Source organism: Blattabacterium cuenoti (assembly GCF_014251755.1).
Classification (GTDB): domain Bacteria; phylum Bacteroidota; class Bacteroidia; order Flavobacteriales; family Blattabacteriaceae; genus Blattabacterium; species Blattabacterium cuenoti_AN.
This window is the reverse complement of the sequence record NZ_CP059200.1, coordinates 576,402-602,619: the sequence shown is the minus strand read 5'-3', so window position 1 is coordinate 602,619 and position 26,218 is coordinate 576,402. Positions and strand designations below refer to the sequence as shown.

22 protein-coding genes and 1 tRNA gene are annotated in these 26,218 nt (G+C 25.2%); 9 read left to right on the top strand and 14 right to left on the bottom strand.

Translation table 11 applies throughout. The features are described 5' to 3' along the window. Positions 1-16 precede the first annotated feature (16 nt). Positions 17-1,036 (top strand): type I glyceraldehyde-3-phosphate dehydrogenase, encoded by a 1,020-nt coding sequence (gene gap / locus H0H57_RS02925; protein WP_185863786.1) that lies wholly within the window; start codon positions 17-19, stop codon positions 1,034-1,036. 18 nt (positions 1,037-1,054) lie between these two features. Here the strand turns inward: gap and H0H57_RS02920 are convergent, their stop codons facing one another. Further along, positions 1,055-1,489, bottom strand: coding sequence for a type I restriction enzyme HsdR N-terminal domain-containing protein (locus H0H57_RS02920; RefSeq protein WP_185863785.1), 435 nt, complete (start codon positions 1,487-1,489; stop codon positions 1,055-1,057). Between the two features lie 55 nt (positions 1,490-1,544). On the opposite strand from H0H57_RS02920, the gene trxB reads away from it, so the two are divergent. Both trxB and H0H57_RS02910 read left to right on the top strand, forming a co-directional pair. Beyond that, a complete protein-coding gene (gene trxB, locus H0H57_RS02915; RefSeq protein ID WP_185863784.1) occupies positions 1,545-2,495 on the top strand; it encodes a thioredoxin-disulfide reductase in 951 nt (316 codons plus the stop codon). Between the two features lie 5 nt (positions 2,496-2,500). Further along, a complete protein-coding gene (locus H0H57_RS02910; protein ID WP_185864106.1) occupies positions 2,501-3,949 on the top strand; it encodes a glycine--tRNA ligase in 1,449 nt (482 codons plus the stop codon). Positions 3,950-3,951: 2 nt separating this feature from the next. Here the strand turns inward: H0H57_RS02910 and pheT are convergent, their stop codons facing one another. From pheT to H0H57_RS02895, 4 genes are all read right to left on the bottom strand, one after another. After that, the gene (pheT, locus tag H0H57_RS02905) at positions 3,952-6,021 is read right to left on the bottom strand and encodes a phenylalanine--tRNA ligase subunit beta (RefSeq protein ID WP_185863783.1); all 2,070 of its coding nucleotides are present in this window, start codon (positions 6,019-6,021) and stop codon (positions 3,952-3,954) included. Beyond that, positions 6,018-6,494 carry a DNA polymerase III subunit beta gene (locus tag H0H57_RS03140; RefSeq protein WP_238784315.1) on the bottom strand — a complete coding sequence of 159 codons (477 nt, stop codon included), beginning with the start codon at positions 6,492-6,494 and terminating at the stop codon, positions 6,018-6,020. The genes pheT and H0H57_RS03140 overlap by 4 nt, the downstream gene beginning before the upstream one ends. After that, positions 6,463-7,164, bottom strand: a complete 702-nt coding sequence (locus H0H57_RS03135; protein WP_238784314.1) for a DNA polymerase III subunit beta family protein — start codon at positions 7,162-7,164, stop codon at positions 6,463-6,465. Before H0H57_RS03135 ends, H0H57_RS03140 begins: the two co-directional genes overlap by 32 nt. A 45-nt stretch (positions 7,165-7,209) precedes the next feature. Further along, a tRNA-Met gene (locus tag H0H57_RS02895) sits at positions 7,210-7,283 on the bottom strand. Between the two features lie 60 nt (positions 7,284-7,343). Between H0H57_RS02895 and pdxH the strand changes: the two genes are divergently transcribed. After that, positions 7,344-7,997, top strand: coding sequence for a pyridoxamine 5'-phosphate oxidase (gene pdxH, locus H0H57_RS02890; protein WP_185863782.1), 654 nt, complete (start codon positions 7,344-7,346; stop codon positions 7,995-7,997). Positions 7,998-8,075: 78 nt separating this feature from the next. Here pdxH and H0H57_RS02885 read toward each other — a convergent pair whose 3' ends face one another. Both H0H57_RS02885 and fmt read right to left on the bottom strand, forming a co-directional pair. Beyond that, positions 8,076-8,342, bottom strand: coding sequence for an HU family DNA-binding protein (locus H0H57_RS02885; RefSeq protein WP_015430168.1), 267 nt, complete (start codon positions 8,340-8,342; stop codon positions 8,076-8,078). A gap of 81 nt (positions 8,343-8,423) precedes the next feature. Then, the gene (gene fmt / locus H0H57_RS02880) at positions 8,424-9,386 is read right to left on the bottom strand and encodes a methionyl-tRNA formyltransferase (RefSeq protein ID WP_185863781.1); all 963 of its coding nucleotides are present in this window, start codon (positions 9,384-9,386) and stop codon (positions 8,424-8,426) included. A 133-nt stretch (positions 9,387-9,519) separates the two neighbouring features. Here fmt and H0H57_RS02875 point away from each other — a divergent pair, with 133 nt between their 5' ends. The 3 genes from H0H57_RS02875 (at position 9,520) to H0H57_RS02865 (ending at position 13,679) form a co-directional block, all read left to right on the top strand. Continuing rightward, entirely contained in the window at positions 9,520-9,753 is a 234-nt protein-coding gene (locus H0H57_RS02875) for a DUF2795 domain-containing protein (RefSeq protein WP_185863780.1), read from the top strand. Positions 9,754-9,779: 26 nt separating this feature from the next. Beyond that, positions 9,780-13,076: a preprotein translocase subunit SecA gene (secA, locus tag H0H57_RS02870; protein ID WP_185863779.1), complete on the top strand. Its 3,297-nt coding sequence runs from the start codon at positions 9,780-9,782 to the stop codon at positions 13,074-13,076. Positions 13,077-13,235: 159 nt separating this feature from the next. Continuing rightward, positions 13,236-13,679, top strand: coding sequence for a SanA/YdcF family protein (locus H0H57_RS02865; protein ID WP_238784313.1), 444 nt, complete (start codon positions 13,236-13,238; stop codon positions 13,677-13,679). Here H0H57_RS02865 and menD read toward each other — a convergent pair. The 6 genes from menD to prfB are packed head-to-tail and all read right to left on the bottom strand — an operon-like array spanning position 13,671 to position 20,192. After that, positions 13,671-15,359 carry a 2-succinyl-5-enolpyruvyl-6-hydroxy-3-cyclohexene-1-carboxylic-acid synthase gene (gene menD / locus H0H57_RS02860; protein WP_185863778.1) on the bottom strand — a complete coding sequence of 563 codons (1,689 nt, stop codon included), beginning with the start codon at positions 15,357-15,359 and terminating at the stop codon, positions 13,671-13,673. The two genes, H0H57_RS02865 and menD, sit on opposite strands and share 9 nt — an antisense overlap. A 12-nt stretch (positions 15,360-15,371) precedes the next feature. Beyond that, entirely contained in the window at positions 15,372-16,106 is a 735-nt protein-coding gene (gene fabG, locus H0H57_RS02855; protein WP_185863777.1) for a 3-oxoacyl-[acyl-carrier-protein] reductase, read from the bottom strand. Continuing rightward, positions 16,090-16,803 carry a (d)CMP kinase gene (cmk, locus tag H0H57_RS02850; protein WP_185863776.1) on the bottom strand — a complete coding sequence of 238 codons (714 nt, stop codon included), beginning with the start codon at positions 16,801-16,803 and terminating at the stop codon, positions 16,090-16,092. The genes fabG and cmk overlap by 17 nt, the downstream gene beginning before the upstream one ends. A gap of 5 nt (positions 16,804-16,808) precedes the next feature. Continuing rightward, a complete protein-coding gene (gene speB / locus H0H57_RS02845) occupies positions 16,809-17,687 on the bottom strand; it encodes an agmatinase (protein ID WP_238784312.1) in 879 nt (292 codons plus the stop codon). After that, complete coding sequence (locus tag H0H57_RS02840; protein WP_185863775.1) at positions 17,684-19,075, bottom strand: type III PLP-dependent enzyme domain-containing protein; 1,392 nt, start codon at positions 19,073-19,075, stop codon at positions 17,684-17,686. Before H0H57_RS02840 ends, speB begins: the two co-directional genes overlap by 4 nt. 19 nt (positions 19,076-19,094) lie before the next feature. Further along, complete coding sequence (gene prfB, locus H0H57_RS02835) at positions 19,095-20,192, bottom strand: peptide chain release factor 2 (RefSeq protein ID WP_185863774.1); 1,098 nt, start codon at positions 20,190-20,192, stop codon at positions 19,095-19,097. A 95-nt stretch (positions 20,193-20,287) separates the two neighbouring features. Here prfB and clpB point away from each other — a divergent pair, with 95 nt between their 5' ends. Both clpB and era read left to right on the top strand, forming a co-directional pair. After that, positions 20,288-22,915: an ATP-dependent chaperone ClpB gene (clpB, locus tag H0H57_RS02830; RefSeq protein ID WP_185863773.1), complete on the top strand. Its 2,628-nt coding sequence runs from the start codon at positions 20,288-20,290 to the stop codon at positions 22,913-22,915. Between the two features lie 14 nt (positions 22,916-22,929). Next, positions 22,930-23,820: a GTPase Era gene (gene era, locus H0H57_RS02825; protein WP_185863772.1), complete on the top strand. Its 891-nt coding sequence runs from the start codon at positions 22,930-22,932 to the stop codon at positions 23,818-23,820. A gap of 2 nt (positions 23,821-23,822) precedes the next feature. Here the strand turns inward: era and tyrS are convergent, their stop codons facing one another. After that, the gene (tyrS, locus tag H0H57_RS02820) at positions 23,823-25,097 is read right to left on the bottom strand and encodes a tyrosine--tRNA ligase (protein WP_185863771.1); all 1,275 of its coding nucleotides are present in this window, start codon (positions 25,095-25,097) and stop codon (positions 23,823-23,825) included. Positions 25,098-26,218 lie beyond the last annotated feature (1,121 nt).

The following is a 26,218-nucleotide window of genomic DNA, read 5'->3' as shown; positions in this document are numbered from 1 at the left end:
AAAAAATTATTTAAATATGTCTATCAAAATAGGAATTAATGGAATTGGAAGAATAGGAAAGTTCGTTTTATTATCTGCTTTAAATAGAAATAACGTTCAAGTAGTATCTATAAATGATTTAGTATCTATAGAATATTTAGCTTATATGTTAAAATATGATTCTATTCATGGTTCTTTTAAAGGAAAGATTCGTATTGAAGATACAGATTCTCTCATTTTGAATGAAAAACGGGTTAAGGTTACTAATGAAAAAGATCCTAAAAAACTCAATTGGGGAAATTTGAATGTAGAATATGTTGTGGAATCTACTGGACTTTTTTTAACAAAAGATTTAGCTAATGCTCATTTAGAATCAGGTGCTAAAAAAGTGATTTTATCCGCTCCACCTAAAGATGATATTCCTATGTTTGTTATGGGAGTCAATCATGAAAATATGAGAAAAGATCAAAATATTGTATCTAATGCTTCTTGTACTACAAATTGTCTTTCTCCAATTGTTAAAGTTTTAAATGATAATTTTGGAATATCTGAAGGATTTATGACAACTATACATGCTTCTACTGCAACTCAAAAAGTTGTTGATTCTATTTCCGCTAGAGATTGGAGAGGAGGGAGATCTTCATTGGTTAATATAATACCATCATCAACAGGTGCGGCTAATGCCGTAGGTAGAATTATTCCCAGTTTGAACGGAAAATTAACAGGAATGGCTTTTAGAGTACCTGTAGCAAATGTTTCTGTTTTGGATTTTACGGTTAGTTTAAAAACTAGTACAAATTTTGATAAAATTAAATTTTGCATGAAACATGCTTCTCAAACCACATTAAAAAACATATTAGGATATACAGAAGATACTGTTGTTTCATCTGATTTTATAGGAGATAAAAGAATTTCTATTTTTGATGCAAATTCGAGTATGATGTTAAATTCCAATTTTTTCAAAATTGTTTCTTGGTACGATAATGAAGTTGGTTATTCCACAAAATTGTTAGATCTTATTGATTATATGCATTCTTTGTTAAATCAAAAAAATTGATGAATGATGTTAGTGTATTTATGGAATCTGTTTTAAAAATGAAAACTTTTTTTTGTATGTATCAACTTGAAAAATAAAGTTTTTTATTCCATTACTGATCATTAAAAATGGAGCTTTGATCGTTTTATTATATATGGAAATTTGATCAAAAGTTTTTTGCGTAATAGGAATTTTTGGGTTTTTACATTCTATAAGAATGTGTGGTTTTCTTTGAAATTGAACAAGAATATCTATCCTTTTATTTAATTTATTTATTTTGAAAGGATATTCTACCCATATGTTGGAGTTTTTATAATTTTTTATTTTTTTTAATAAAAAAATTATATATTGACGTATCACTTCTTCTTGAGTAAAAAGATAAAATTTTTTTCTGATTACGCAAAATATATGAATTCTATTTTTCATTTTTTTCAGATATAAATGTTCTTCTATAAAAAAATTTAAATCATGCATAATTTATTCAATGATTAAATGACAAAAATTAAAAATATTTGTATAAAATTATTTTATGTTATTTAAAAAAAAAATACATAATTGTGTAATTATTGGATCTGGACCTGCTGGTTATTCTGCTGCTATATATGCGTCTAGAGCTGATATGAATCCTATTCTTTTTACGGGATTTCAACCAGGAGGACAATTGACCACAACAACTAGTGTGGATAATTATATGGGATTCCCAGAAGGAGTTAATGGAAACGATCTGATGAAAAATTGTAAAAAACAAGCAGAACGTTTTAATACAAAAATAATTAATCAATCTGTGAATCATGTTATTTTATCCAGTAAAAAAGGAGGAATTCATCGTATTTTTTTCTCTACAAAAAAATGTATAGAAAGTAGAGGTATCATTGTAGCTACAGGTTCTCGTCCTAAATTTTTAGGAATTGATAAAGAAAAACAATTTGTAGGATTAGGAATTTCTTTTTGTGCTACTTGCGATGGTTTTTTTCATAAAGAAAAAAATGTAGCAGTGATAGGAGGTGGAGATACAGCTTTAGAAGAAGCAATTTTTTTAGCAAAAATTTGTAAAAAAGTATATTTGATAGTTAGAAAAGAAAACTTGAAAGCATCCAAAATTTTGCAAAATCGTATTTTGAAAAATAATAATATTAACATATTATTTTGTTCTAATGTAACAGAAATTATTGGAGATAATTTTTTGGAAGGTATTAAAATTTTTAATCATAAAAATAAAACTAGTAGAACTGTTTTAATTAGTGGTTTATTTATTGCGATTGGTCATGTTCCTAATACAGAGATTTTTAAAAATGAATTAGATTTGGATGAAAAAGGATATATTATTGTACAAAAAGGAAAAACCATAACCAGTAAACCTGGAGTATTTGCTGCAGGAGATGTGCAAGATCCTGATTATCGTCAAGCGATTACTTCTGCTGGAACTGGATGTATGGCTGCATTAGATTTGGAAAAGTATTTATATGTATGTGTAGAATAAATAATATGAAAAAATGTAGTTATTTTTTTGATTTTTTAATTTCTCACGCAAAAGTTTATGGTTTTATTTTTCCTTCTAGCGAAATTTATGGAGGATTAAATGCGATTTATGATTATGGACCACACGGAGTGGAGTTAAAAAATAATATCAAAGAATTGTGGTGGAAATCTATGACTCGACTTCATGAAAATATAGTAGGAGTGGATTCTTCTATTCTTATGCATTCTGATGTTTGGCATGCATCCGGTCATGTTGATAAATTTAACGAATTATTAATTGATCATAAAGATTCTAAAAAAAGATATCGTCCTGAAATTTTAATTCAAGAATATGTAAAAAAAAATTTTTTAAATGATCCTAAAAAAAAAGAAAAAATATTATCTCGTTTATCTAAATCTTTGGAAAAAAAGGATTTAATAGATATAAAAGTTTTAATTGATGAATTGTGCATTTGTGATCCCGTTTTTAAAACAAAAAATTGGACAGAAATTCGACATTTCAATATGATGTTTAAAATTAGAAATGAAAAAGATTTATTTCTTCGTCCTGAAACAGCTCAAGGTGTATTTTTAAATTTTCATAATATTGTAAAATCTAGTAGGATGAAAATCCCATTTGGAATTGCTCAAATAGGAAAATCATTTAGAAATGAAATTGTTGCAAGAAAATTTTTATTTAGAATGCGGGAATTTGAACAAATGGAAATGCAATTTTTTGTTCTTCCAGAAGAAGAAATAAAATGGTATGAGTATTGGAAAAAAAACCGATTAAAATGGCATTTAGAATTAAATTTAGGAGATGATAAAACATATTATTATCAGTTATGTGATCATGATCATTTGTCTCATTATGAAAGTGCGGGATCAGATATAGAATTTCATTTTCCTTTTGGATTTCAAGAAATAGAAGGAATTCATTCTCGTAGAGATTTTGATTTAAAGAATCATGAATTGTTTTCAAAAAAAAAAATTCGAATAGTTGAATGGAAAAAAAATTATATCCCTTATGTTATAGAAACATCTTTAGGATTAGATCGTCTTTTTTTAGCTATATTTTCTTCTTCCTTAAAAAAGGAAAAATTAAAAAATGGAAAAGTACGTATAGTATTAAAACTCCCCTACTTTTTATCCCCAATTAAAGCGGCCATCTTTCCATTGGTTAGAAAAGATGGATTACAAGAAATCGCGAAAAGAATATTTCATGATATAAAAATTCGTCATAGATTGGTTTACGATGAAAAAGAATCCATTGGAAAATTATATAGAAGACAAGATGCTATAGGAACTCCATTTTGTTTTACTGTAGATTACGATACGATCAAGACAGATACAGTAACTATGAGAAACAGAGATAGCATGGAACAAAAAAGAATTCACATAAAAGAAATATCAAAAATTATAAAACAAGAAACTGGATTCGAAAAAATTTTAAAAAAATTGTCTATTATTATATAATTTTATTTTTCTCTTATTTCCGCTTTTAATTTTTTTTTCAAAAATAATTCAATTTCTTTCATTGAATTATTAATAATTTTATCAGTCAGTGTCTCTTTTTGACTTTCAAAAAAGAAACTTACTGTGTAAGATTTTTTTGATATAGGAAAATTTTTTCCCTCATATAAATCATATATTTGAATTTTTTTAATAATATGATTTTCTTTTTTCTTGATTAATTGATTGATTTTTTCGAATGAAATAGTCTTGTCTACTAATAAAGATAAATCTCTCCTTGAAGTAGGATATCTTGAAAATGGAATATAAATTATTTTTTTTTCCTGAATAATAGATACTAAATATTTCCAATCAATTTCTGCATAAAAGATTTCATTTTTTTTGAAAATATGATTTTTAAACTTTCCTAGTTCAACTAAATTTTTATGATTGTATAATATGGAAATTCCATTTTCTAATAATGGATGTTTGGAAAGTATTTGAGTATAATTCAATATTCCACTTTTTTGAAAAATTTGTTCAATAATTCCTTTCAAATAAAAAAAAGGATAATTTTTAGATTCTGTTTTTTTTTTTTGATATATCGCTATTCCGAGATAGGTTTTTTCTAAAAATTTATTATTTATTTTATAATATATGTTTCCTAATTCAAAAAATTTTATATTGGATTTGATTCTATTGTTCTTAATATTATATTCAATACATTCTATCATACTGAATATCAAACTGGATCTCATGAATTGATAATTGTAGTTCACAGGATTAAGAATCTTAATTTCTTGTCTTTTCAAAAAAGAATTTAGTAAAGAAGAAAATTTTTCTTCATTTTTTCTAATGGTATAAGAAATAATTTCTTGAAAACCAAAACAAACTAATTGTTCAAAAAGTATTTTTTGAATTTCATATTCTGTTTTAAAAAAAATTTTAGGAAATGTAGGAATTTTTATTTGATTATGTATTGGAATCTTATGAATTCCATAAATTCTAAATATTTCTTCAATTACATCTATTTCTCTTTGAACATCTGTTCTATAGAAAGGAATACGAATCAATAAATATTGATCATTTTCAGAATCAATCATCATTTCCAACAATGATAAAATTTTTTTAATTTTTTTTTTCGATATTTTTTTTCCTATAATATTGATAATGTTTTTATAACGAAGTCTGATTTTTGAAATAGATATAGGATTAGGATAACAATCTATGATGTCAGAACATATTATCTTATTTTTTATGATCTTCTTGATAAGAAAAGCACTTCTTTGTAAAGCGTAAACAGTCTGATTTGGATCTGTATCTTTTTCAAAAAAATGTTGTGTTTCTGTTTTTATAGAATGTTTTTTTATAAGATTCCGGATTATGATGGGATTAAAACAAGCACTTCCAATAAATATATTTTTGGTTCTAACATGTATATTTGATTTAATATGATTGATCATTCCAGCTATAGATAATGGTTTAACAGTATCATAAATAACTAAATCTTCTTCATCAAGTTTTCTTATAATCTTATCTGAAGATTGAAATTTTGTATCATTGTCCGCATTTTTTATTATAATTTTTTTATCCTCTATTTGATCCATATCAAAAATATGAATAGGTTGTCCTAATTCATACATAACAAAATGGATTATATCTATCATATTATTTATAGATTTTATGCCTATAGATCTTAATCTAGAAATTAACCAACATGGAGATGTTTCGATTTTTATTTTCGAAATAAATATTCCGGAATACCTTATACATGTATCATGTATTTTTACAAGAATTGAAAGATTAGATTTATTATTACTATTATTACAATGAATCTCTTCATTTATTATTGGTTTTACCAAATGAACTTTATATCCACGAAATTTTAATACGGCATATAAATCACGTGCAATTCCGTAATGACTCATAGCATCTGTACGATTAGGTGTTATTTCCACATCTAAAACAAAATCTTGGTTTTCATTATGAATCCCTTTTACTGTGAGTCCAATATCAGTTAATATATTGGAGATTTTGTTTTCGTCCATATTAAGAGGAAATACATATTTTTTAATCCAATTCAATGATATTTTCATACTTTTATTATAGACATAATCAATATAAAAATTGATTCTTCTTTTTGTTTATTATATAAAGGCCTTAAAATTCCCATTTTATGATATAATTCAAAATAAACAAAATCTTCATTTAAAGAAGATAAAATTTCAATTAAAAATTGAGAATTAAAACCTATTTTCATATTTTTCATTTTTTTAGAAAGAACTTTACACTTTATTTCTGAAATAGAATTATGAGCATCAATCGTATTTTGATCATAAATTTTTAATTTATTATGATTAAAATAAAAATCAATAAAATTCTTTCTATTCTTAGAAAAAATAGAAACTCTTTTAATAGTATTTAACAATAAAAATTTATTAATAATCAAAGAAACATGACATTGATTATTATGAGGTATTACAGAACGATAGTCTGGATAGTTTTCATTTATTAGTTGACATGAAAAAATATGATTCTTAAAATAAAAGATTACATTTTTTTTTTTCATAATATTCAATAATAATATTATTTTTTTTTTCATTTTTTAATATTTCCCTAACTATATTAAGATCTATACTAGATATAGTAAATTGGATCCTTTGATCTGTTTTAAAATTATTTATAGTATATTTGATCAGTCTATAAGTATCCGTTGATACAAAATTTGCTTCATGGGTAAAAAATTGAAAAAAAACTCCATTTAATATAGGAGGCAATTCCTCGTTTCTAGTAATAGAAAATAAAGTTTTGTTTAAAATTTTTAAAAATAGTTTGGAAAACAAAGATATTCTATGAACAAAAGAAGACTTACATAGTATAAGGATATTTTTATTATGATTCAAATCATAATAAGTAGGAATTTTATAAACTCCCTGTTTAGAATAAATATTAAGTGTATTTTTTTTCTTTTTTAAAAAAAGTTCTTCATTTGAAAATGTAGTTAAAACATTTATCATAAATTTGATAGATAGAGTTGCTTTTTCTTTGGTATATTTCTGAACATTGATTTTTATATATGTATAAATTAGATTTTTTGAATCTAATCCCCATATAATTTTTAATTGATTTTTTTTCGAAATTTCAAAAGTTATTGAATTCGATAAATTATTAATATTTATAATTTTATATAAAGTATGTAATTTTCTTAACAGAAAGTAACTCAAAACAGAAAAATACATATTCTGTAGTATTGTTTGAAAAAATTGATTCCTTAGTTGTAGTAGTAGCGTGAGGGGGATTTGAACCCCCGACCTCTGGGTTATGAATCCAACGCTCTAACCAACTGAGCTATCACGCCATTATTATGGGGTGGTAACAATTAATAAAGTTAGTATATTTTTGTTTAAATAATATTATTATGACTGTTGACTTGAGTAAGTTCAGAAAAAATTATGAAAAAAATTCATTATTAGAATCTGATGTTCCAAAAAAACCTTTTCAATTGTTTGATGACTGGTTTCAACAGGAAAAATCCTTTCATCAAGAAAGAAAAGATAATGAAGAAATTAATGCTATGTCTATTTCTACCATAGGAGAAGATGGAGGCCCAGAAACTAGAATTGTTTTATTAAAAGAATATTCAGAAAACGGATTTATTTTTTATACAAATTATTATAGTTTGAAAGGAAAAGCAATTCAAAACAGACCAAAAGTATGTATTTCTTTTTATTGGAAAAATATGGAAAGACAAATCCTTATTAAAGGAAGAACATATAAAATTCCAAGAAAAAAATCAGATGAATATTTTCATAATAGACCTAGAGAAAATCAAATTGGAAGTTGGGCTTCTAGACAAAGTATGATTCTTTCATCTAAAGAATATTTATTAAAACAATATAATAAATGGAAGAACTTTTTTGATAAAAAAACAATAAAACGTCCTTTTGATTGGGGAGGATATATTGTAAAACCATATAAAATGGAATTTTGGCAGGGACAACCTAACAGACTCCATGATAGATTGGTTTATTTCTTAAAAGAAAAATGGATCTTGCATAGATTCTATCCCTAAATGATAGACAATGAAAAAGATAAAGTTTGTAAACAACGAAACTTTATCTTTTTTTATTAGTTAGAACAAAATTAGAAATCACAATTTTGTTAATTCTGCTCCTATTTTAAATTTAGCTACTTTTTTTCCTGGAATATGTATTTTTTTTCCTGTTCTAGGATTGACTCCATTTCTAGGATGTCTTTCTACTACAGAAAAAGTACCGAATCCGACAAGAGTAACCTTATTTCCTTTTTTTAAAGATTCTATCACTGTTTCAATAAATGCATCTGTAACGTTTTTAGCTTTTATTTTTGTTATTCCAGTTTTTTCAGCTATTGAATTAACCAATTCTGTTTTATTCATGAATGATAAATTTAATTTTATTTTACTATAAAATAATATTATAACTAAAACAAAAACAAATATAGATAAATAACTAAAATTTTATCGAACAAAAAGGTTTTTTCTGATTTTCAATCCATTAATTAAATTTTTAACATGCATTCTTTTTTTTCCTTCTATTTGTCCTTCCATAATAGATATAAAACCGTTTTTAACGGATATTTTCATTTCATGCGATGAAATAAGTATCCTACCAATTGCTAAAGTATGTGTTTTTCGTATTTTTTTAACAAGAAAAATTTTAAATCTCACAAATTTGTTGTTATTAAAAAATAACAATGTCCATGCTGTAGGATAAGGACTTAATCCTCTTATTTTATTGTAAATTGATTCTATATTAGAATTTTCCCATTGTATTCTACAATCTTTAGTGGATATTTTAGGAGCATATTTTAATAAAGAAGAATCAATATTTTTTTGAGAAATAGGTTTAATTTTCTTTTTTAGAATATTTTCTAAAGTTTGAATAACCATAAAACCACTAATTTTTGTTAATTTTTTTTCTAATTCTCCTGCAGTTTCTTCTTTTCTTATTTGAATTTCTTTTTGAAAAAGAATTTTTCCAGAATCTATTTGTTCTTCTATGAAAAAAGTAGTCAATCCCGTTTTATTTTCTCCATTAATAATGGCCCAGTTAATCGGAGCTGCTCCTTTATATTGGGGTAAAAGAGATGCATGTAAATTGAAAGAACCCATTTTAGGTAAATTCCATACTTTTTTGGGAAGAACTCGAAAAGAGACAACAATTTGTATATCTGCATTCCATATTTTTATCTTTTCTAAAAAAGAAGAATGTAAAAGATTTACAGGTTGTAAAAAAGGAATTTTATTTTCTAATGCGTATATTTTTACAGGAGGGAATGCTTTTTTATTTTGTTTAAAAAATGGATTATCAGGGCTTGTGATTATTCCTACAATGTTGTATTGTTTAATATATAATTCTTTTAATGTATAAAGAGAAAAATGGGTTGAACCTATAAATACAATTTTTGGAAACTTTTTCATATAATTTATTTGTAATTTAAATTCACTAATTTTATCTTGTGATTTTTATGAAAAAGTTCATTGATTTTTGAAAATCAAATATATAAAATAAAATATCATTTTTTTGATTTTTTAATAATAAAAATATCAATATATGTATTGGACTTTAGAATTAGCTTCTCATTTAGAAGATGCTCCTTGGCCTGCAACAAAGGATGAATTGATTGATTTTGCTATTCGAACTGGAGCTCCTTTAGAAGTAGTTGAAAATCTTCAACAATTAGAAAATGGAGATGGAGAAGTTTTTGAAACTATAGAAGATATATGGGCGGATTATCCACGTGATGATGAAGATTTTTATTGGAATAGAGATGAATATGAACTTTAAGTATCTTATTTTTTTATTTTAATTGAATGAGTTTTATCAGAAAAATATTAAATAAATTATTAGTAAATAAAAATGATAGAGACCTGAAAGGGATTAGAAAATTTTTGGTTGAAATCAAAAAAGAAGAGAAAAAAATATTTTTATTATCTGATGATGAATTAAGAAATAAAACTCAATATTTTAAAAATTTAATACAAAAATCTACAAAAACGTTTTATGAAAAAGAAAAAAAATTACTAAGTAAAATACAAGAAAAATTTTGTTCTATTAATATTTTAGAGAAAATATACTCAAGTATAGAAAATATTAAAGAAGAATGTTACAAAATTGAGCAAAAAGTATTAATAGATATTTTGCCTACAGCTTTCTCTATCATTAAAGAAACAGCTAAGCGTTTAAAAGAAAAAAAACAACTGATCGTGACATCTACTTCTTTTGACGAAGAATTGTCAAAAACAAAGTCTTATGTTCATTTGAACGGAAGTCAAGCAATTTGGAAAAATGAATGGGATGCATATGGAAAAAGCATAATTTGGGATATGGTTCATTATGATGTTCAGATTATGGGAGGTTTGGTTTTACACCAGGGAAAAATTGCTGAAATGGCGACGGGTGAAGGAAAAACTTTTGTAGCCACTTTATCGGCTTATTTAAATGCTTTATCTGGAAGAGGAGTGCATATTGTTACAGTAAACAATTATTTATCTAGAAGAGATACAAATTGGATGGCTCCTTTAATGGAATTTCATGGATTAAAAGTTGATTGTATTGATAACTATTCATCTTCTGATGTCGATATGCGTAAAAAAGCTTATCAAGCAGATATTACTTATGGAACAAACAATGAATTTGGGTTCGATTATTTACGCGATAATATGGCTTCTTCTAAAGAAGAGTTAGTTCAGAGAGAATTGAATTATGCAATTATAGATGAAATCGATTCTGTATTGATAGATGAAGCACGTACTCCTTTGATTATATCTGGTCCTGTTGATCCTAAAAAAGATAATAAAGAAGAATTTGAATTATTTAAAGAAAAAGTAAAAACTCTAGTCAATCAACAAAACGTGATAGTTAATAATTTTTTACATGAAGCAAAGAATTTAATCAAAAATGGAGAAAAAAAATTAGGTGGATTTAAATTATTTCAAGCGTATCGTGGTTTACCTAAAAAAAAATCTTTAATAAAATTTTTGAGTGAAGATAATATTCGTTTAATTCTACAAAAAACGGAAAGTCAATATTTGCAAGATTATGGAAGAGAAATATATAAAGTGGATAAAGATCTTTATTTTGTTATTGATGAAAAAAATAATACGGTAGAATTAACAGATAAAGGAATTGAATTTTTATCCAAAAATGTGGAAGATATAGGTTTTTTTGTTTTACCAGATGTGAATCTGGAACTGACTGAAGTAGAAAAAAAAAATTTTTCAAAAGAAAAAGAAACAAAAGAGAAAGAGGCACTATTAAAAAATTTTTCTCTAAAATCACAAAGAATTCATACTATTAATCAATTACTTAAAGCTTTTACTTTATTTGAAAAAGATGTGGATTATGTTGTTTTAGGAGGAAAAGTAAAAATAGTAGATGAACAAACTGGTCGTATAATGGAAGGAAGACGTTATTCTGATGGCTTACATCAAGCTATAGAAGCAAAAGAAAATGTTCAAATAGAATCTTCCAGTCAGACTCTTGCTACAATAACTTTACAAAATTATTTTAGAATGTATCGGAAAATATCTGGAATGACAGGAACAGCAGAAACAGAATCTGGAGAATTTTGGCATATTTATAAATTAGATGTAGTCGTCATTCCGACACATAAAAAAATACAAAGAAAAGATTTGCAAGATCTTGTTTTTAAAACTCAAAGAGAAAAGTATAATGCTATTATAGAAAAAATTATTTTTTTATCTAAAAATGAAAAACGTCCTGTTCTTGTTGGAACGACTTCTGTTGAAGTTTCAGAATTTCTAAGTAGAGCTTTAAAATTTATGAAAATTCCACATAATGTTTTAAATGCAAAATTACATGAAAAAGAAGCGGAAATCATAGCAAAAGCAGGATTTCCTAGTTCTGTTACTATAGCAACTAATATGGCCGGTCGTGGAACTGATATTAAACTATCAAAAGAAGTTATTAAAAATGGAGGATTAGCCGTTTTAGGTACGGAAAGACATGATTCTAGAAGAGTTGATAATCAATTAAGAGGAAGATCAGGTCGTCAAGGAGATCCAGGTAGTTCTCAGTTTTATGTGTCTTTAGAAGACAATTTAATTCGTTTATTTATTGATTCGGAAAGACTTTCTAAACTAATGGATCGATTTGGACATAAAGAAGGAGACATAATACAACATCCTTTGTTAACCAAATCTATTGAAAAAGCACAAAAAAAAATAGAGGAAAACAACTTCAGTATACGAAAACGGTTATTAGACTATGATGATGTTATTAATCAACAAAGAGAGTTTATATACAAAAAACGAAAGAATGCATTATGTGGAAATGAATTAAGTTTAGATATTTCTAATATGGTCTATCTATTACTAGATATTATGATGACGGTCAATCAATCTATAAATGATTTCAAAAATTTGGAATATGAATTTATTCAAACTTTTGGTATTCAATTTCCTATACAAGAAGATGAATTTTTATCTTATAAAGAACGTGATTGTGTAAACAAACTTCATGATATAATTATTAATTGTTATGAAAAAAAGAAGGAAAAAATGATTGATCATGATATAAAACCTATTATATATAATAATATGGTAATAAATAAAAATCATGAATTTTATCAAATTCGGGTTGTTTTAACAGATGGATATCAAAATATAGTTTTCGTTTCAGATTTGAAAGAGTTTCATGATACGAAAGGAAAATCTTTATTATTCATATTTGAAAAAAAGACTATATTATGTTTTATGGATGAAAAATGGAAAGAACATTTACGTGAAATGGATGGTTTGCGATATTCTGTACAAAATGCTGTTTTTGAACAAAAAGATCCTCTTATTGTTTATAAACAAAATGCTTTTAATTTGTTTCAAGAAAGGGTTTATGATATAAATAAAAGAATTATTTCTTTTTTACTTAAATCCACTATTTTAATAGGAGATATTTTTTGTTTTCCAAAAAATAAAAATCATTTTAACAACAATTTTTTTATGAAAGAAAAAAATGGAAAAAAATTCGGAAGAAACAATAGAATTAATATTCGTCATTTAATTACGGGAGAAACTAAAAATATTAAATTTAAACATATAGATTCTTTTTTAGAAAAAGGAGAATGGGTCATAGAGGATGATCCTTTTTAGTTGTGTTAATTAGAAATCAAACGTATATTTTTCCTTATTATTTCATTTATTGTATTCTGTTATCTTGGAATAAGTTTTTGGTCAATAAGAAAAAATTATGATTTTATTGATTGTATTCCATATAATACATTTGGTGTAGTTTTAGGGACTTCTAAATATTTGCATGGAGGAGGAATTAACGCTTATTTTAAGTATAGAATAGATGCCGCTTATTTTCTTTTCCGTCATAAAAAAGTACGTTATATCATTGTAAGTGGAGATAACAGAGAAAAAAATTATAATGAACCAAAAATGATGAAAAAAGAATTAATTAAAAAAGGGATTCCTTCTCATTTTATATATGAAGATTTTTATGGAATTAGTACATTACATTCTGTTTTAAGAGTTCATAAAGTTTTTCATCAAAAAAAATTTACGATTATATCTCAAAAATTTCATAATGAAAGAGCTATTTTTATTGGAAATTGTTTGGGCCTCGATGTAATTGGATTTAATGCTAAAAGTATGATTTCTTTTGATAGAAAAATAGAACTTAGAGAAGTTTTTGCAAGAATTAAAGCCTTATGGGATGTTTCTTGTTATTTCTATATAAAATCAGGATAGATAAGATAAATATTTTTTCAAAATCTTATCATTATTAGATTTTTTAGTATTTATTTCCAATAAACAAGGTTGATTTGTTTTTTTCCAAAAACATGATAAACTATTTTTTAAAGTATCCGGATCGGATGCTACTTCGTATTTCCAATGATACATTTCGCATATTTTTTTTGCAGAAAAAATATGTTTTGTTTCAAAAAAATGAAATATATTTTCAGGAATTTTTTCTTCCGAAATAAATCTAAAAATATTTCCTCCTCCATTATTAATAAGTATAATACGAAAGTTTTTTGGAATATAATTATTCCATAAAGCATTACTATCATAAAAAAAACTTATGTCTCCAACAATTAATGTTACAGTTTTTTTTCTTATTGTAGCAGAACCTACAGCAGTTGAAACACATCCATCTATTCCTGAAGTCCCACGATTACAATAAGATTTAATAGAATGTTTTTTTTCATAAAAAAGTTGATAGTATCTTATAATCATACTATTTCCTAATTGTAGAATGGTATGATTGGGTATAGATTTGAATACGAAGAATAAAACGTTTAAATCTGAAAAACTTTTTTCTTTTTTGAAAAAACATTTATGTTTTTTGATTTTTTCTTTTTTCAATTTTTCCCATTTTTTCCTGTAATTTGAAGAAAGAATAGATCTATTATTAGAATTATGAAAAATTTTTAAAAATGATTCTGGATGAATAGGCCAATAAGTCGTTAATTTATAATAGGTATCCGGATAATTGTCATAATTTTCTCCTATATGCCAATGATATATTGGAGGATATTTTCTTAAAAGAAATTTTATTTTTTTGGATATAATATTGATACCAATGGTTAATAAAATGTGAGGTTTAAAATTCATCCATTCTCTAGGATTCATATTATAAATAAGTAGATCAATACTTGAAAAAAATTTTTTTCCATATACATGAGATGTTGTTTCTGTAAAAATGACAATGGAAGGATCTAAGCTTAATTTTCTTAAAATTTTTTCCGTATTTTTTTCTGTATAATACAATCCTAACAGGATCATTTTTTTTTCATATTTTTTCCATATATACTGTTCTTTTTTATAACCATATATTTCAACATAATTTTTAACAGGTATGGTTTTTATAATCTTAGGTTTTACTTTTAAATGACTTGTGGTACCATAAAGTGGTTCTGAAAATGGGATATTAATATGGATAGGTTTACTTGTAGAAATACATTTGTTTATAGATTCATTCATCAATAGATCATTATACCATATTCCTGATTCAGATTCATCTTCTGTTAATTGAACAGAAGTTTCTACATGTTTTTGAAATATATTTTTCTGATGAATGGATTGTCCTTCAAATATATATATAATTTTTTGGGGTCTATCTGCAGTTACTAAAATAAGTGGAATATTTTGATAAAAAGCCTCTGTAATGGCAGGATAATAATTTACAACGGCAGAACCAGAAGTACAACTAATAACTACAGGTTTTCTTATTTGTTGAGCTATTCCTAAAGCAAAAAAACCTGCACATCGTTCATCTACAATACTATAAGTAGTAAATTGTTTCTGTTGCGTAAAATGTATAATGATTGGAGCATTTCTAGATCCTGGAGAGATAATGATATTGAAGATAGATTTTGCTTTTAAAATAACACCTAAACTTTGTACAACTTTTTTATTTGAATACATTATTATGATTATTTAAATTAATCCTCCATTTACATTTAACACAGTACCGGTAATATAATTTGATAGATCTGAAGCAAGAAACAAAGTAGAGTTCGCAACATCTTGAGGGGTTCCTGGTCTTTTTAAGGGAATGTTTTTTATCCAATTTTCTTTGATTTTAGATCTAAAGTGAGAATTCATTTTTGTTATTATATATCCAGGTGCTATGGCATTACAACGAATATTTTTTTTTCCTAATTCTCTGGCTATTGATTTTGTGAATCCAATAATTCCTGCTTTAGATGCTACATAATTAGATTGGCCAATGTTTCCCGTTAATCCTACGACGGAACTCATATTAATAATGCTTCCTTTTTTTTGTTTCATCATAGGATGAATAGCATGTTTCGTTAAATTAAATACAGAGTATAGATTAGTTTTAATAACATCATCCCAATCTTTTTTGGATATTTTAAGCAAAAAATTATCTTTTATAATTCCTGCATTGTTCACTAATATATCTAGCCTCCCATATTTTTTTATTACTTTTTTTACTAAATTTTCTGATGAATTGAAATCTGAAATATCTATTTTATATGCTTCAACTACATCTTGAAATTCAAATTCTATTTTTTTTGCTTCCTTTATTGAGGAAAAAAATGTAAAAATAACATGAGCTCCATGTTGTACAAAAGTTTTGACTATAGATTGACCTATATCTCCTGAACCTCCTGTAACTACAGCTATTTTTTCATTTAATAGTTTCATATGTATGATAGGTTATTTTTTTTATTAATTGAAAAATGAGATTTAATTGTTTTTCTATACTTAAAAATGTGTTATCTATTTCTATAGAATCTATAGATTTTTTGAGTGGAGAAATATTTCTTGAAGTATCCATTATATCTCTATGAATTAGATTTTTTTTGACTTCTTCATAAGAGACTTTTTTTCCTCTATTTTTTAAATCTTTATACCTCCTGTAAGAACGAATTTCTATAGATCCTTTCATAAATATTTTTAATTCTGATTTAGGAAACACATAATATCCTGTGTCTCTTCCATCTACAACGATTCCTTTGTTTTTTCCAAAATTTCTTTGCATAAGAGTTAACTTTTCTCTAATTTCTGGAAATTGAGAAATAAAACTGACTTTAGATTCAACCTGTTCTGACCTAATCTTAGATTGAATATTTTCCTCATTTAAAAAAATATCTGTTCGATTATATTTGTGATTCCATTTAAATTTTAAATTGACTTCTTTCAAAAGAGGGATAAAATTTCGTATATTCCACAAATCACTACTATCAAAAATCTTTTTTCGAATAGCAAATAAAGCTATGCTTCTATACATTGCTCCACTATCTATATATTTATATTTTAGTTTTTTAGAAATAGCTTTTGCTAAAGTACTTTTTCCGGATGAAGAATATCCATCTATAGCTATAATAATTTTTTGATTCATATTATTTATGAAAAAATTGACATTTTTGTATACTTATATGATAGTAATTTATAATAAAGTTTGGCTGCTAAAAAATCTGTAGAAGATTCTTTTTGATTAGGTAAAAGCTCAACTATATCAAATCCTATTACATTTTTATTTCTAAAAACTTTTTTAAAAAATTTTAAAGTTGTATACCAAGATAAACCTCCTGGTTCTGGAGTTCCTGTAGAAGGGGCAATGCTCGGATCAAAAACATCTATATCTATACTAATAAATACGTTTTTAGACAATTTATGAATAGCATTTTGCATCCATAAATCATTTTTATAAATATCGTGCATATAAAATACGTTTCCTTTTTGAAGGAATTTTTTCTCTACTATATCCATGCTACGAATTCCTATTTGGATTAAAGGATGTTTTTGAGAGGCTTCATACATGGAACAAGCATGATTATAAGGACTTCCTTTGTATATAGGACGAAGATCTGTATGTGCGTCCATATGAAGAATACTTAAATTCGTATATTTTTCTCCAAAAGCTCGAATACTCCCTATTGATATAGAATGATCTCCTCCTATAAGGGTAATGAATTTTTCTTTAGAAATATATTTTTTTGTAGTATTATATACTTTTTCAATCATTTTTGTTATAGAAATTGAAGAATTAACAACAGAAGGAACAAGAAAAATTCCTTTTTTATATACTTCTGAATTGGTTTCAATATCATATAATTCCATGTGTTCTGCTGCAGATAAAAAAGCTTTAGGTCCTTTTTTAGATCCCTTTTTCCATGTTTGAGTATAATCATATGGGACTGGAATAAGAACCGTTTCAGATTTATCAAGTGTTGTATACTTTTTAGAAATACCTGCAAAAGTTTTTTTTTGATTTAATTTCAATAACCCAATATTTTTAAAATTTCTTCTGGACTTTGTGATGGACGAAATATTTTATATACAAAATTTTTTTCTTTGTCATGGTCTATCAATATATGAATTGGTTGAGGAATTAAACAATGATGTACTCCACCATATCCACTAATTGTATCTTGATAAGCTCCAGTATTGAAAAATCCAATATAAAGCGGAATGTTTTGATGAAAACAAGGAAGATATATTGCATTCATATGTTGTTCTGAATTATAATAATCATCACTATCACATGTTAATCCTCCTAAAAAAACTCTTTCATAACAATCATTCCAACGATTAATTGCCATCATAATAAATCTACGACTTATTGCCCAAGTATCAGGAAGTGTAGTCATGAAAGAACTATCTATCATATTCCATTTTTCTCTATCATTTTGACGTTTTTGATTAAGAATTTTATATAAAATTCCTCCACTTTCTCCTACTGTATAAGCTCCAAATTCTGTATAAATATGGGGTTCCGAAATATTTTCTTTTTTACAAAATTTTTTTATTTGATAAACAATTTCATTGGTCATGTATTCATAATCGTACTTAAAAGACATGGATGTTTTGATGGGGAAACCTCCTCCTATATTTAAAATTTCTAATTCCGGTGCTATTTTTTTCAATTTAGCATAAATATGCAAACACTTGAAAAGTTCATTCCAATAATAAGCAGTATCTTTTATTCCTGTATTTATAAAAAAGTGTAACATTTTTAATTTTACTTGAGGATTATTTTTTATTTTGTTTAAATAAAAAACAATAATATCTTTATATCCAATTCCTAATCTAGAAGTATAAAATTCAAATTTAGGTTCTTCTTCAGAAGCGATACGTATTCCTAATTTAAAAGGATAATGAATTACTAAACTTAGTTTTTCTAATTCATCGGAATTGTCTAATATTGGTATGGTATTACAAAATCCGTTATTAATAAGTTCTGATATATTTTCAATATAATTTTTTGTTTTAAATCCATTACATATAATTTCAATATTTTTAGTAGTTTTTCCTTTTCGATAAAGATTTTTCACAATTTCTATATCATAAGCATATGAAGTTTCAATACTAATATTGTTTTTTAAAGCTTCTTCTAATACAAAAGAAAAATGAGAGCTTTTTGTACAATAACAATAGGTATATTGATTCTTATATTGATTGGAATGAATAGCTTTTTCAAACCATGTTCTGGCTTTTCGTATATTTTGAGATATTTTTGGTAAATATGTAAATTTTAATGGAGTTCCATATTTTTTAATGAGATCCATTAATGGAATTCCGTGAAATTCTAAAAAATAATTTTTTATAGAAAATTCCTCAGTGGGAAAATCAAAAGTTTGATATATAAGATCAACATAACGAATTTTCATTGAAATTGAATATAAATAATTAACTTGTATTTTTATTTTCCATTTTATATAAGAATTTTTTTAAAAAAATGTCTATTTCTCCATCCATTACAGATTGTATTTTTTTCGTTTCATAACCGGTTCTTAAATCTTTTACTAATTTGTAAGGATGCATAATATAATTTCGAATTTGAGAACCCCATTCTATTTTTTTTTTTTGGGATTCTATTCTTTCTTTTTTTTCATTTTTTTTAATGATTTCCATTTCATATAATCTGGATTTCAATATTTGAAAAGCTTTTTGTCGGTTTTGTATTTGAGATCTGGATTCTGTATTTACTATAGTAATTCCTGTAGGATTATGACGTAATCTTACTCCTGTTTCTACTTTATTTACATTCTGACCTCCTGCTCCACTAGAACGGAAAGTTTTCCATTGTATATCTGATATTTTAATATCTATATCAATATCCTCATTGATCATGGGATAAACATATACAGAAGAAAAAGAAGTATGACGTTTTGAATTACTATCAAACGGAGATATTCGGATTAATCTATGTACTCCATTTTCTCCTTTCAAATATCCAAAAGCATAAACACCATTTATTTCTAAAGTCACAGATTTAACTCCAGTAATATCTCCAGAAACATGATGAATTTTTTTCACCAAAAAATTTTTTTTTTCTGCCCACATGGAATACATTCTCATTAACATGAAAGTCCAATCACAGCTTTCAGTTCCTCCAGCTCCAGAAGAGATTTGCAATATTGCATTCAAAGAATCTTCTTTTTCTGAAAAAATATTTTTGAATTCTATATTGGAAAGTAATTTTTTTGTTTTATATAATTGAATTTCAAATTCTTTTTCTAAATTTTGTTCTTTGGAAATAGAAAATATTATTTTTAATTCTTCAAAAGCATTTTTTAATTCTGTAAAACCTCTTATGCATGCTTTCATCTCATGTATCTCCTTTATAAAATTTTTAGATTTTTTATTATGATCTTTCCAAAAATTAGGATTGGACATTTTTTCTTGTTCTTTATTTAGATGTTTTTTTATCTGATCTATTTTGAGAATGTCATAAATTCTATGAATTCGTTCTGAAATAGATTGAATTTCTTCTTTTTTTATCATGATGCGAAAATAAATATTTTGAAATAATTCGTTTTGATAACAAATCTGATTACAAATTGTTTTATATTATAAAAACAAAAATTTCATTTTTTACAATGGATTATAATAAGTTTACGATCAAATCACAGGAAGTAATACAAAAGGCGCAATATCTTGCGTTAAAAAATAGTCAACCATCTATAGAAAATGCACACATTTTAAAATCAATGTTAGAGATTGAAGAAAATATAATTCCTTTTCTTTTCAAAAAATTAAAAGTAAATTCTCAATCAATAATTATTGGATTAGATCGTATAATTTCTTCTTATCCAAAAATCCTTAGTAGTGGACCTTTGACTTTACATTTCAGTTCACATGTAACAAAAATGTTGAGTATTGCAGAAAATTATGCTCATACATTAACAGATGAATTTATTTCTATAGAACATATTTTTTATGGAATTTTTATGAATTTTGATTTTACTTCGCAATTATTGAAAAATGAAGGAATCACAGAGAAAAAGATAAAAGAAATTATTGAAAATATAAGAAAAAAAAACGGAAAAGTCATTTCTCCTACAGCAGAAAATATTTATAATGCTTTGGATAAATATGCCAAAAATCTTAATGAATGGGCTTATGAAGGAAAATTAGATCCTGTTATTGGACGTGATGAAGAAATCCGTAGGGTTTTACAAATATTATCTAGAAGAACAAAAAACAATCCCATTTTGATAGGAGAAGCAGGAGTAGGAAAAACAGCTATTGCTGAAGGTTTAGCTCATCGTATTATTAGTGGAGATATTCCAGATAATTTAAAAAATAAACAAGTATTTTCTTTAGATATGGCTTCTATTATTGCAGGAGCTAAATATAAAGGGGATTTTGAAGAACGGCTAAAAGCCGTAGTAAAAGAAGTAATATATTCAGATGGAGAAATTATTTTGTTTATTGATGAAATTCATACTTTAGTTGGTGCAGGAGGAGGGGAAGGTGCTATGGATGCCGCTAATATTTTAAAACCAGCATTAGCTAGAGGAGAACTCAGGGCTATAGGAGCTACGACTTTAAATGAATATCAAAAATATTTCAGAATAGATAAAGCTTTAGAAAGAAGATTTCAACAAGTATACGTAGATGAACCTTCTATTTCTGATGCAATATCTATATTACGTGGAATTAAAGAAAAATATGAAAGTCATCATAAAGTCAGAATAAAAGATGAATCTATTATAGCTGCCGTAGAATTGTCTAAACGTTATATTAATGAACGTTTTTTACCAGATAAAGCCATTGATCTTATAGATGAAGCGGCTTCCAAATTAAGAATGGAGATAAATTCAAAACCAGAAGAATTAGATGTATTACATAGAAAAATTATGCATATGGAAATACAAATAGAAGCTTTAAAAAGAGAAAATGATGAGAAACAATTAATTCCTTTAAAAAAAGAATTATATAAATTAAATAAAGATAAAATGCAATTGCAAACTCAGTGGCAAAATGAAAAGGATTTAGTTGAAGGAATACAAAAAGCTAAAGATAAAATAGAGAGTTATAAATTTGAAGCAGAACAAGCAGAAAGATCAGGGGATTATGGAAAAGTAGCAGAATTAAGATATGGAAAAATAAAAGAAAAAGAAAACAAAGTCAAAGCGCTAGAAAATGAATTAAAAAAACAAGAATATAAAGGTAACAAAATGATACAAGAAGAAGTTTATAGAGAAAATATAGCTCAAGTAGTATCTAAATGGACTGGAATTCCAGTTACTAAAATGTTGCAAAGCGAAAGAGAAAAATTATTATTTTTGGAAAAAGAATTACACAGAAGAGTGATAGGACAAATTGATGCAATTCAATCTATAGCGGATGCTATCCGACGTTCTAGAGCTGGATTACAAGATGAAAAAAAACCTATAGGATCTTTTCTTTTTATGGGTAGTACAGGAGTAGGAAAGACGGAACTAGCTAAAACTTTAGCAGAATATTTGTTTGATGATGAAAATAATATGGTTCGTATAGATATGAGTGAATATCAAGAGCGTCATTCTGTGAGTAGATTCATAGGAGCTCCTCCTGGGTATGTTGGTTATGATGAAAGTGGACAACTAACAGAAGCTATACGTAGACGTCCTTATAGTGTTATTTTGTTAGATGAAATAGAGAAAGCTCATTCAGATGTTTTTAACATTCTCTTGCAAATTTTGGATGATGGAAGATTAACTGATAATAAAGGAAGAACGGTTAATTTTACAAATACTATTATTATTATGACTTCCAATATAGGATCAGATATTATTCAGGAAAATTTGGGACAAGAAATTTCTTTTAATAGAATAGAAGCGACAAAAAAAGCTTTAATAGATTTATTAAAAAATATTGTAAGACCTGAATTTATTAATCGGATAGATGAAATCATTTTGTTTAAACCTCTTTCTAGAAAAGAAATAAGAGATATTGTTAAACTACAAATGAAAAAATTAGGAGAATTGCTATATAATAAAAAAAATATTTCTATAGAATCTACTAATGAAACTATAGAATATTTATCGGAAAAAGGATATGATCCCCATTTTGGAGCCAGACCTTTAAAAAGAGTGATTCAACATGATATTTTAAATCATCTTTCCAAAGAAATCATAAAAGGAAAAATCCAAAAACATCATAAAATTTTAATAGATTTTTTTCAGGAACAAGGAATTGTTTTTCGACAATCAGAAAAAGTTGAAAATATTAATATTTAAAATCATTCTAATAAATGATTCATAGATCCGGTTTTGTTAATATTATAGGATTTCCTAATGTAGGAAAATCTACCTTAATGAATTCCCTTGTCGGAAAAAAACTTTCTATCATTACAAAAAAACCACAAACTACTCGTCATAGAATATTAGGAATTATCAATAAGTCTGATTTTCAGATTATATTTTCGGATACTCCGGGTATCATGGATCCTATTTACCCTATGCAAAAAATTATGATGCAATATGTAGAAAAATCATTAGAAGATGCAGATATTATTTTGCTCACTACAGAAATAGGAAAATTTGAAGATATTTCAATATTTAATCACATTATTAAAAAAAAAAATACAAAGATTCCCATTATTATATTGATTAATAAAATAGATAAAATTGGAACACAATGTGGAAAAAACATATTATATAATACCATTAATCATTGGCATAAATTAGTTCCTGATTCAGAAATATTACCAATATCTGCATTGAAAAAAATGAATCAAGATTTATTAATGAATAAGATAATATCTTTATTGTCTGTACATCCACCTTACTATCCCGAATATTATTTAAGTAATAGATCTGAACGTTTTTTTGTTAATGAAATTATTAGAGAAAAAATATTTTTTTTCTATAAAAAAGAAATTCCTTACTCCGTAGAAATTTATACAAAACTTTTTAAAAATAAAAATACTTTTATATATATATCCTCATATATATATGTAGAACGATCTTCTCAAAAAGGAATATTAATAGGAGAAAAAGGAAAAGCTATTAAAAAATTGAAATTTTTTTCTATAAAAAGTATAGAAATTTTTTTCAAAAAAAAGATCCAATTAAAACTGGATGTAAAAATTTGTAAAAATTGGCGATATGATTACAAAAAATTAAAAAATTTTGGATATTAAATTTATTCAATTTTTATAATAAAAAATTCCTTTTTTCCAAATTGAAATAAAATATATTTTTTTCCTATTATGTTTTCTTTTTTTATCAAAAAATTTTCTTTTACAAGAATTTGATTTAAGTGAATTGAATTTGCTTTTAAAGCACGATTTGCTTCACTTTTAGAAGAAAAAAATCCACTTTTTTTTAGAAGATCTAATAAAAAAATTCCTTGTTCAAATTCCTCACAAGATATAAACATATGTGGAATATGATTATATATAGAGACGAAAGTTTTATCATCCAAGAATTGAAAAGGTTCATTTTTTTTTTCAAATAATATATTCGTGATTTCTATTATTTTTTTGGAAATTTTATTTCCATGAACCCATTCAGTGATTTCATTAGCTAGTTTTCTTTGCAACAATCTTTTATTTGGATGTTTTTTATGTCTGAAAATTAAATTTTCAATTTTTTCTTTAGATAAAAAAGTATATATTTTGATGTATTTTTCAATTTCAAAATCAGATAGATTCATCCAAAACTGATAAAATTTGTATGGAGATGTTTTTGTTTCATCTAACCATATATTCTCTCCTTTTTCACTTTTTCCAAATTTAATTCCATTGGGTTGAATGATTAAAGGAAAAGTAATTCCATATGCTTTTTTTCCTGTTTTTTTTCGAATTAATTCTATACCTGTCGTAATATTTCCCCATTGATCAGATCCTCCAACTTGCAATTTACAATTTAAAATTTGGTTTAAATACAAAAAATCATATCCTTGTATAAGAGAATAAGAAAATTCAGTAAAAGATATTCCATTGTTTTTATTCTGCATTCTTTTTTTTACAGAATCTTTAGATATCATTTGATTTACAGTAAAATATTTTCCTATTTCACGAATAAAATCTAGAAAAGAAATGTTTCGAATCCAATCAAAATTATTTAATAATTCTATTTTTTTTGAATAAACCTTCAAAAGGTTTAATATTTGATTTTTTATAGATTCCGTATTTTTTTCCAAAATTTTTTGACTTAAAAAAATTCTTTGATCCTTTCTTTCGGAAGGATCTCCTATAAAACCAGTTGCTCCACCAATTAATGCTAAAGATTTGTGTCCCTTTCTTTGGAAATGAATTAACATAATAATAGGTAAGAGACTCCCCAGGTGCAAAGAGTCAGATGTAGGATCAAAACCTATGTACATGGTAGTAGGTTTTTTTAATTGATTTTCTATACCAGGAACTTTATTTTTAATCAAACCTCTCCATGAGAGTTCATCAATAATATTTTGCATAGAAAAATAATAGTAATTTTAAATTATTTAATTATGATAAAAAAAATTGTAGTATACAATTTATTGACTTTTTGTTTTAGTTTAGCTCACATTATTTCCAGTACGATTTTTTTTAAAACATATCTTCCTTTTGTATTTAAAATATATGTTTTTTTGTTTCCTGTAAACAGTTTTTTTTTTATTTTTTCTTTGTTTACAAGAAATAAATCTAAATACACTCTTCTTTATATATTATGTAGCACAATGAAATTATTTTTCAGTATTTTTGTTTTTTTTTATTCAATCATTGATTGTTATGGGAATTCAAATTTATTTTTATTATTGAAAGCCTTCATTCATTTTATTTTTTTATATTTTGTGATTCTTTTTTTTAAAGTCTTATTTTTAATTAAATAATTTTCTTTGATTTCAATTATTTGTGATTCTTTTTTTTAAAGTTTATCCTTGATAATTAATTCTATAGATTTGTTTTTTATTTTTGAATAGAGCCAAAAAATAATATATAAATACAAAAAAGTTTTTTTCATAAGGGTGTTCATAATATTTAACTAATTGATCTCTTAATTTTTTAAAATGATTTTTAATTTGATAATGAATAATTTGTTTCTGTACAACAGACTCATCCATCATCCATTTGAATAAAAAATTTATATGTAGATCGAATTTTTCGATCCATATTTTCATCTAATCCACTTTCATAACACGCAATTAAATATTATAAAAGTCTGGAAAAACATTGTAAATTTTTTCGTAAGTTTTTTTTTATTTTCTATAATTTTTGATAAATATAGAATAGTATTCTCATTATCTACACTACCAAAGACAAGAAATTTTATAATAAAGAATCATAATATAATGATCATCCAAACGATTAGATCGTTTGTTAAGTTCTATAAACAATAATGGAATTACTTTTTTTCACTCCTTCCGAAAAACTTCCTTCCATATAATGTTTGTTGATACAAATATATGTTCTTTATATAGATATACATTATCATCATGAAATGATGAGTTCTCAAGCTTTTTTAGAATTAAAAAAAAGAAAAAATTTTTAGATGAAGCGGTGAAAAATTCTATTGATAAAAAATCTGTACACCAGATCTTATTATTGATTCAAAATC

What these genes read in the sequence shown, in the direction of transcription:
- H0H57_RS02875 (WP_185863780.1), top strand. Translation starts at nt 9,520, where the DNA reads ATGTATTGGACTTTAGAATTAGCTTCTCATTTAGAAGATGCTCCTTGG.
- H0H57_RS03135 (WP_238784314.1), bottom strand. Translation starts at nt 7,164, where the DNA reads ATGTATTTTTCTGTTTTGAGTTACTTTCTGTTAAGAAAATTACATACT.
- tyrS (WP_185863771.1), bottom strand. Translation starts at nt 25,097, where the DNA reads ATGCAAAATATTATTGATGAACTCTCATGGAGAGGTTTGATTAAAAAT.
- prfB (WP_185863774.1), bottom strand. Translation starts at nt 20,192, where the DNA reads ATGATAAAAAAAGAAGAAATTCAATCTATTTCAGAACGAATTCATAGA.
- fabG (WP_185863777.1), bottom strand. Translation starts at nt 16,106, where the DNA reads ATGAAACTATTAAATGAAAAAATAGCTGTAGTTACAGGAGGTTCAGGA.
- menD (WP_185863778.1), bottom strand. Translation starts at nt 15,359, where the DNA reads ATGTATTCAAATAAAAAAGTTGTACAAAGTTTAGGTGTTATTTTAAAA.
- H0H57_RS02910 (WP_185864106.1), top strand. Translation starts at nt 2,501, where the DNA reads ATGAAAAAATGTAGTTATTTTTTTGATTTTTTAATTTCTCACGCAAAA.
- H0H57_RS03140 (WP_238784315.1), bottom strand. Translation starts at nt 6,494, where the DNA reads ATGAAAAAAAAAAATGTAATCTTTTATTTTAAGAATCATATTTTTTCA.
- H0H57_RS02885 (WP_015430168.1), bottom strand. Translation starts at nt 8,342, where the DNA reads ATGAATAAAACAGAATTGGTTAATTCAATAGCTGAAAAAACTGGAATA.
- secA (WP_185863779.1), top strand. Translation starts at nt 9,780, where the DNA reads ATGAGTTTTATCAGAAAAATATTAAATAAATTATTAGTAAATAAAAAT.
- pdxH (WP_185863782.1), top strand. Translation starts at nt 7,344, where the DNA reads ATGACTGTTGACTTGAGTAAGTTCAGAAAAAATTATGAAAAAAATTCA.
- cmk (WP_185863776.1), bottom strand. Translation starts at nt 16,803, where the DNA reads ATGAATCAAAAAATTATTATAGCTATAGATGGATATTCTTCATCCGGA.
- H0H57_RS02920 (WP_185863785.1), bottom strand. Translation starts at nt 1,489, where the DNA reads ATGCATGATTTAAATTTTTTTATAGAAGAACATTTATATCTGAAAAAA.
- clpB (WP_185863773.1), top strand. Translation starts at nt 20,288, where the DNA reads ATGGATTATAATAAGTTTACGATCAAATCACAGGAAGTAATACAAAAG.
- H0H57_RS02840 (WP_185863775.1), bottom strand. Translation starts at nt 19,075, where the DNA reads ATGAAAATTCGTTATGTTGATCTTATATATCAAACTTTTGATTTTCCC.
- gap (WP_185863786.1), top strand. Translation starts at nt 17, where the DNA reads ATGTCTATCAAAATAGGAATTAATGGAATTGGAAGAATAGGAAAGTTC.
- pheT (WP_185863783.1), bottom strand. Translation starts at nt 6,021, where the DNA reads ATGAAAATATCATTGAATTGGATTAAAAAATATGTATTTCCTCTTAAT.
- era (WP_185863772.1), top strand. Translation starts at nt 22,930, where the DNA reads ATGATTCATAGATCCGGTTTTGTTAATATTATAGGATTTCCTAATGTA.
- trxB (WP_185863784.1), top strand. Translation starts at nt 1,545, where the DNA reads ATGTTATTTAAAAAAAAAATACATAATTGTGTAATTATTGGATCTGGA.
- fmt (WP_185863781.1), bottom strand. Translation starts at nt 9,386, where the DNA reads ATGAAAAAGTTTCCAAAAATTGTATTTATAGGTTCAACCCATTTTTCT.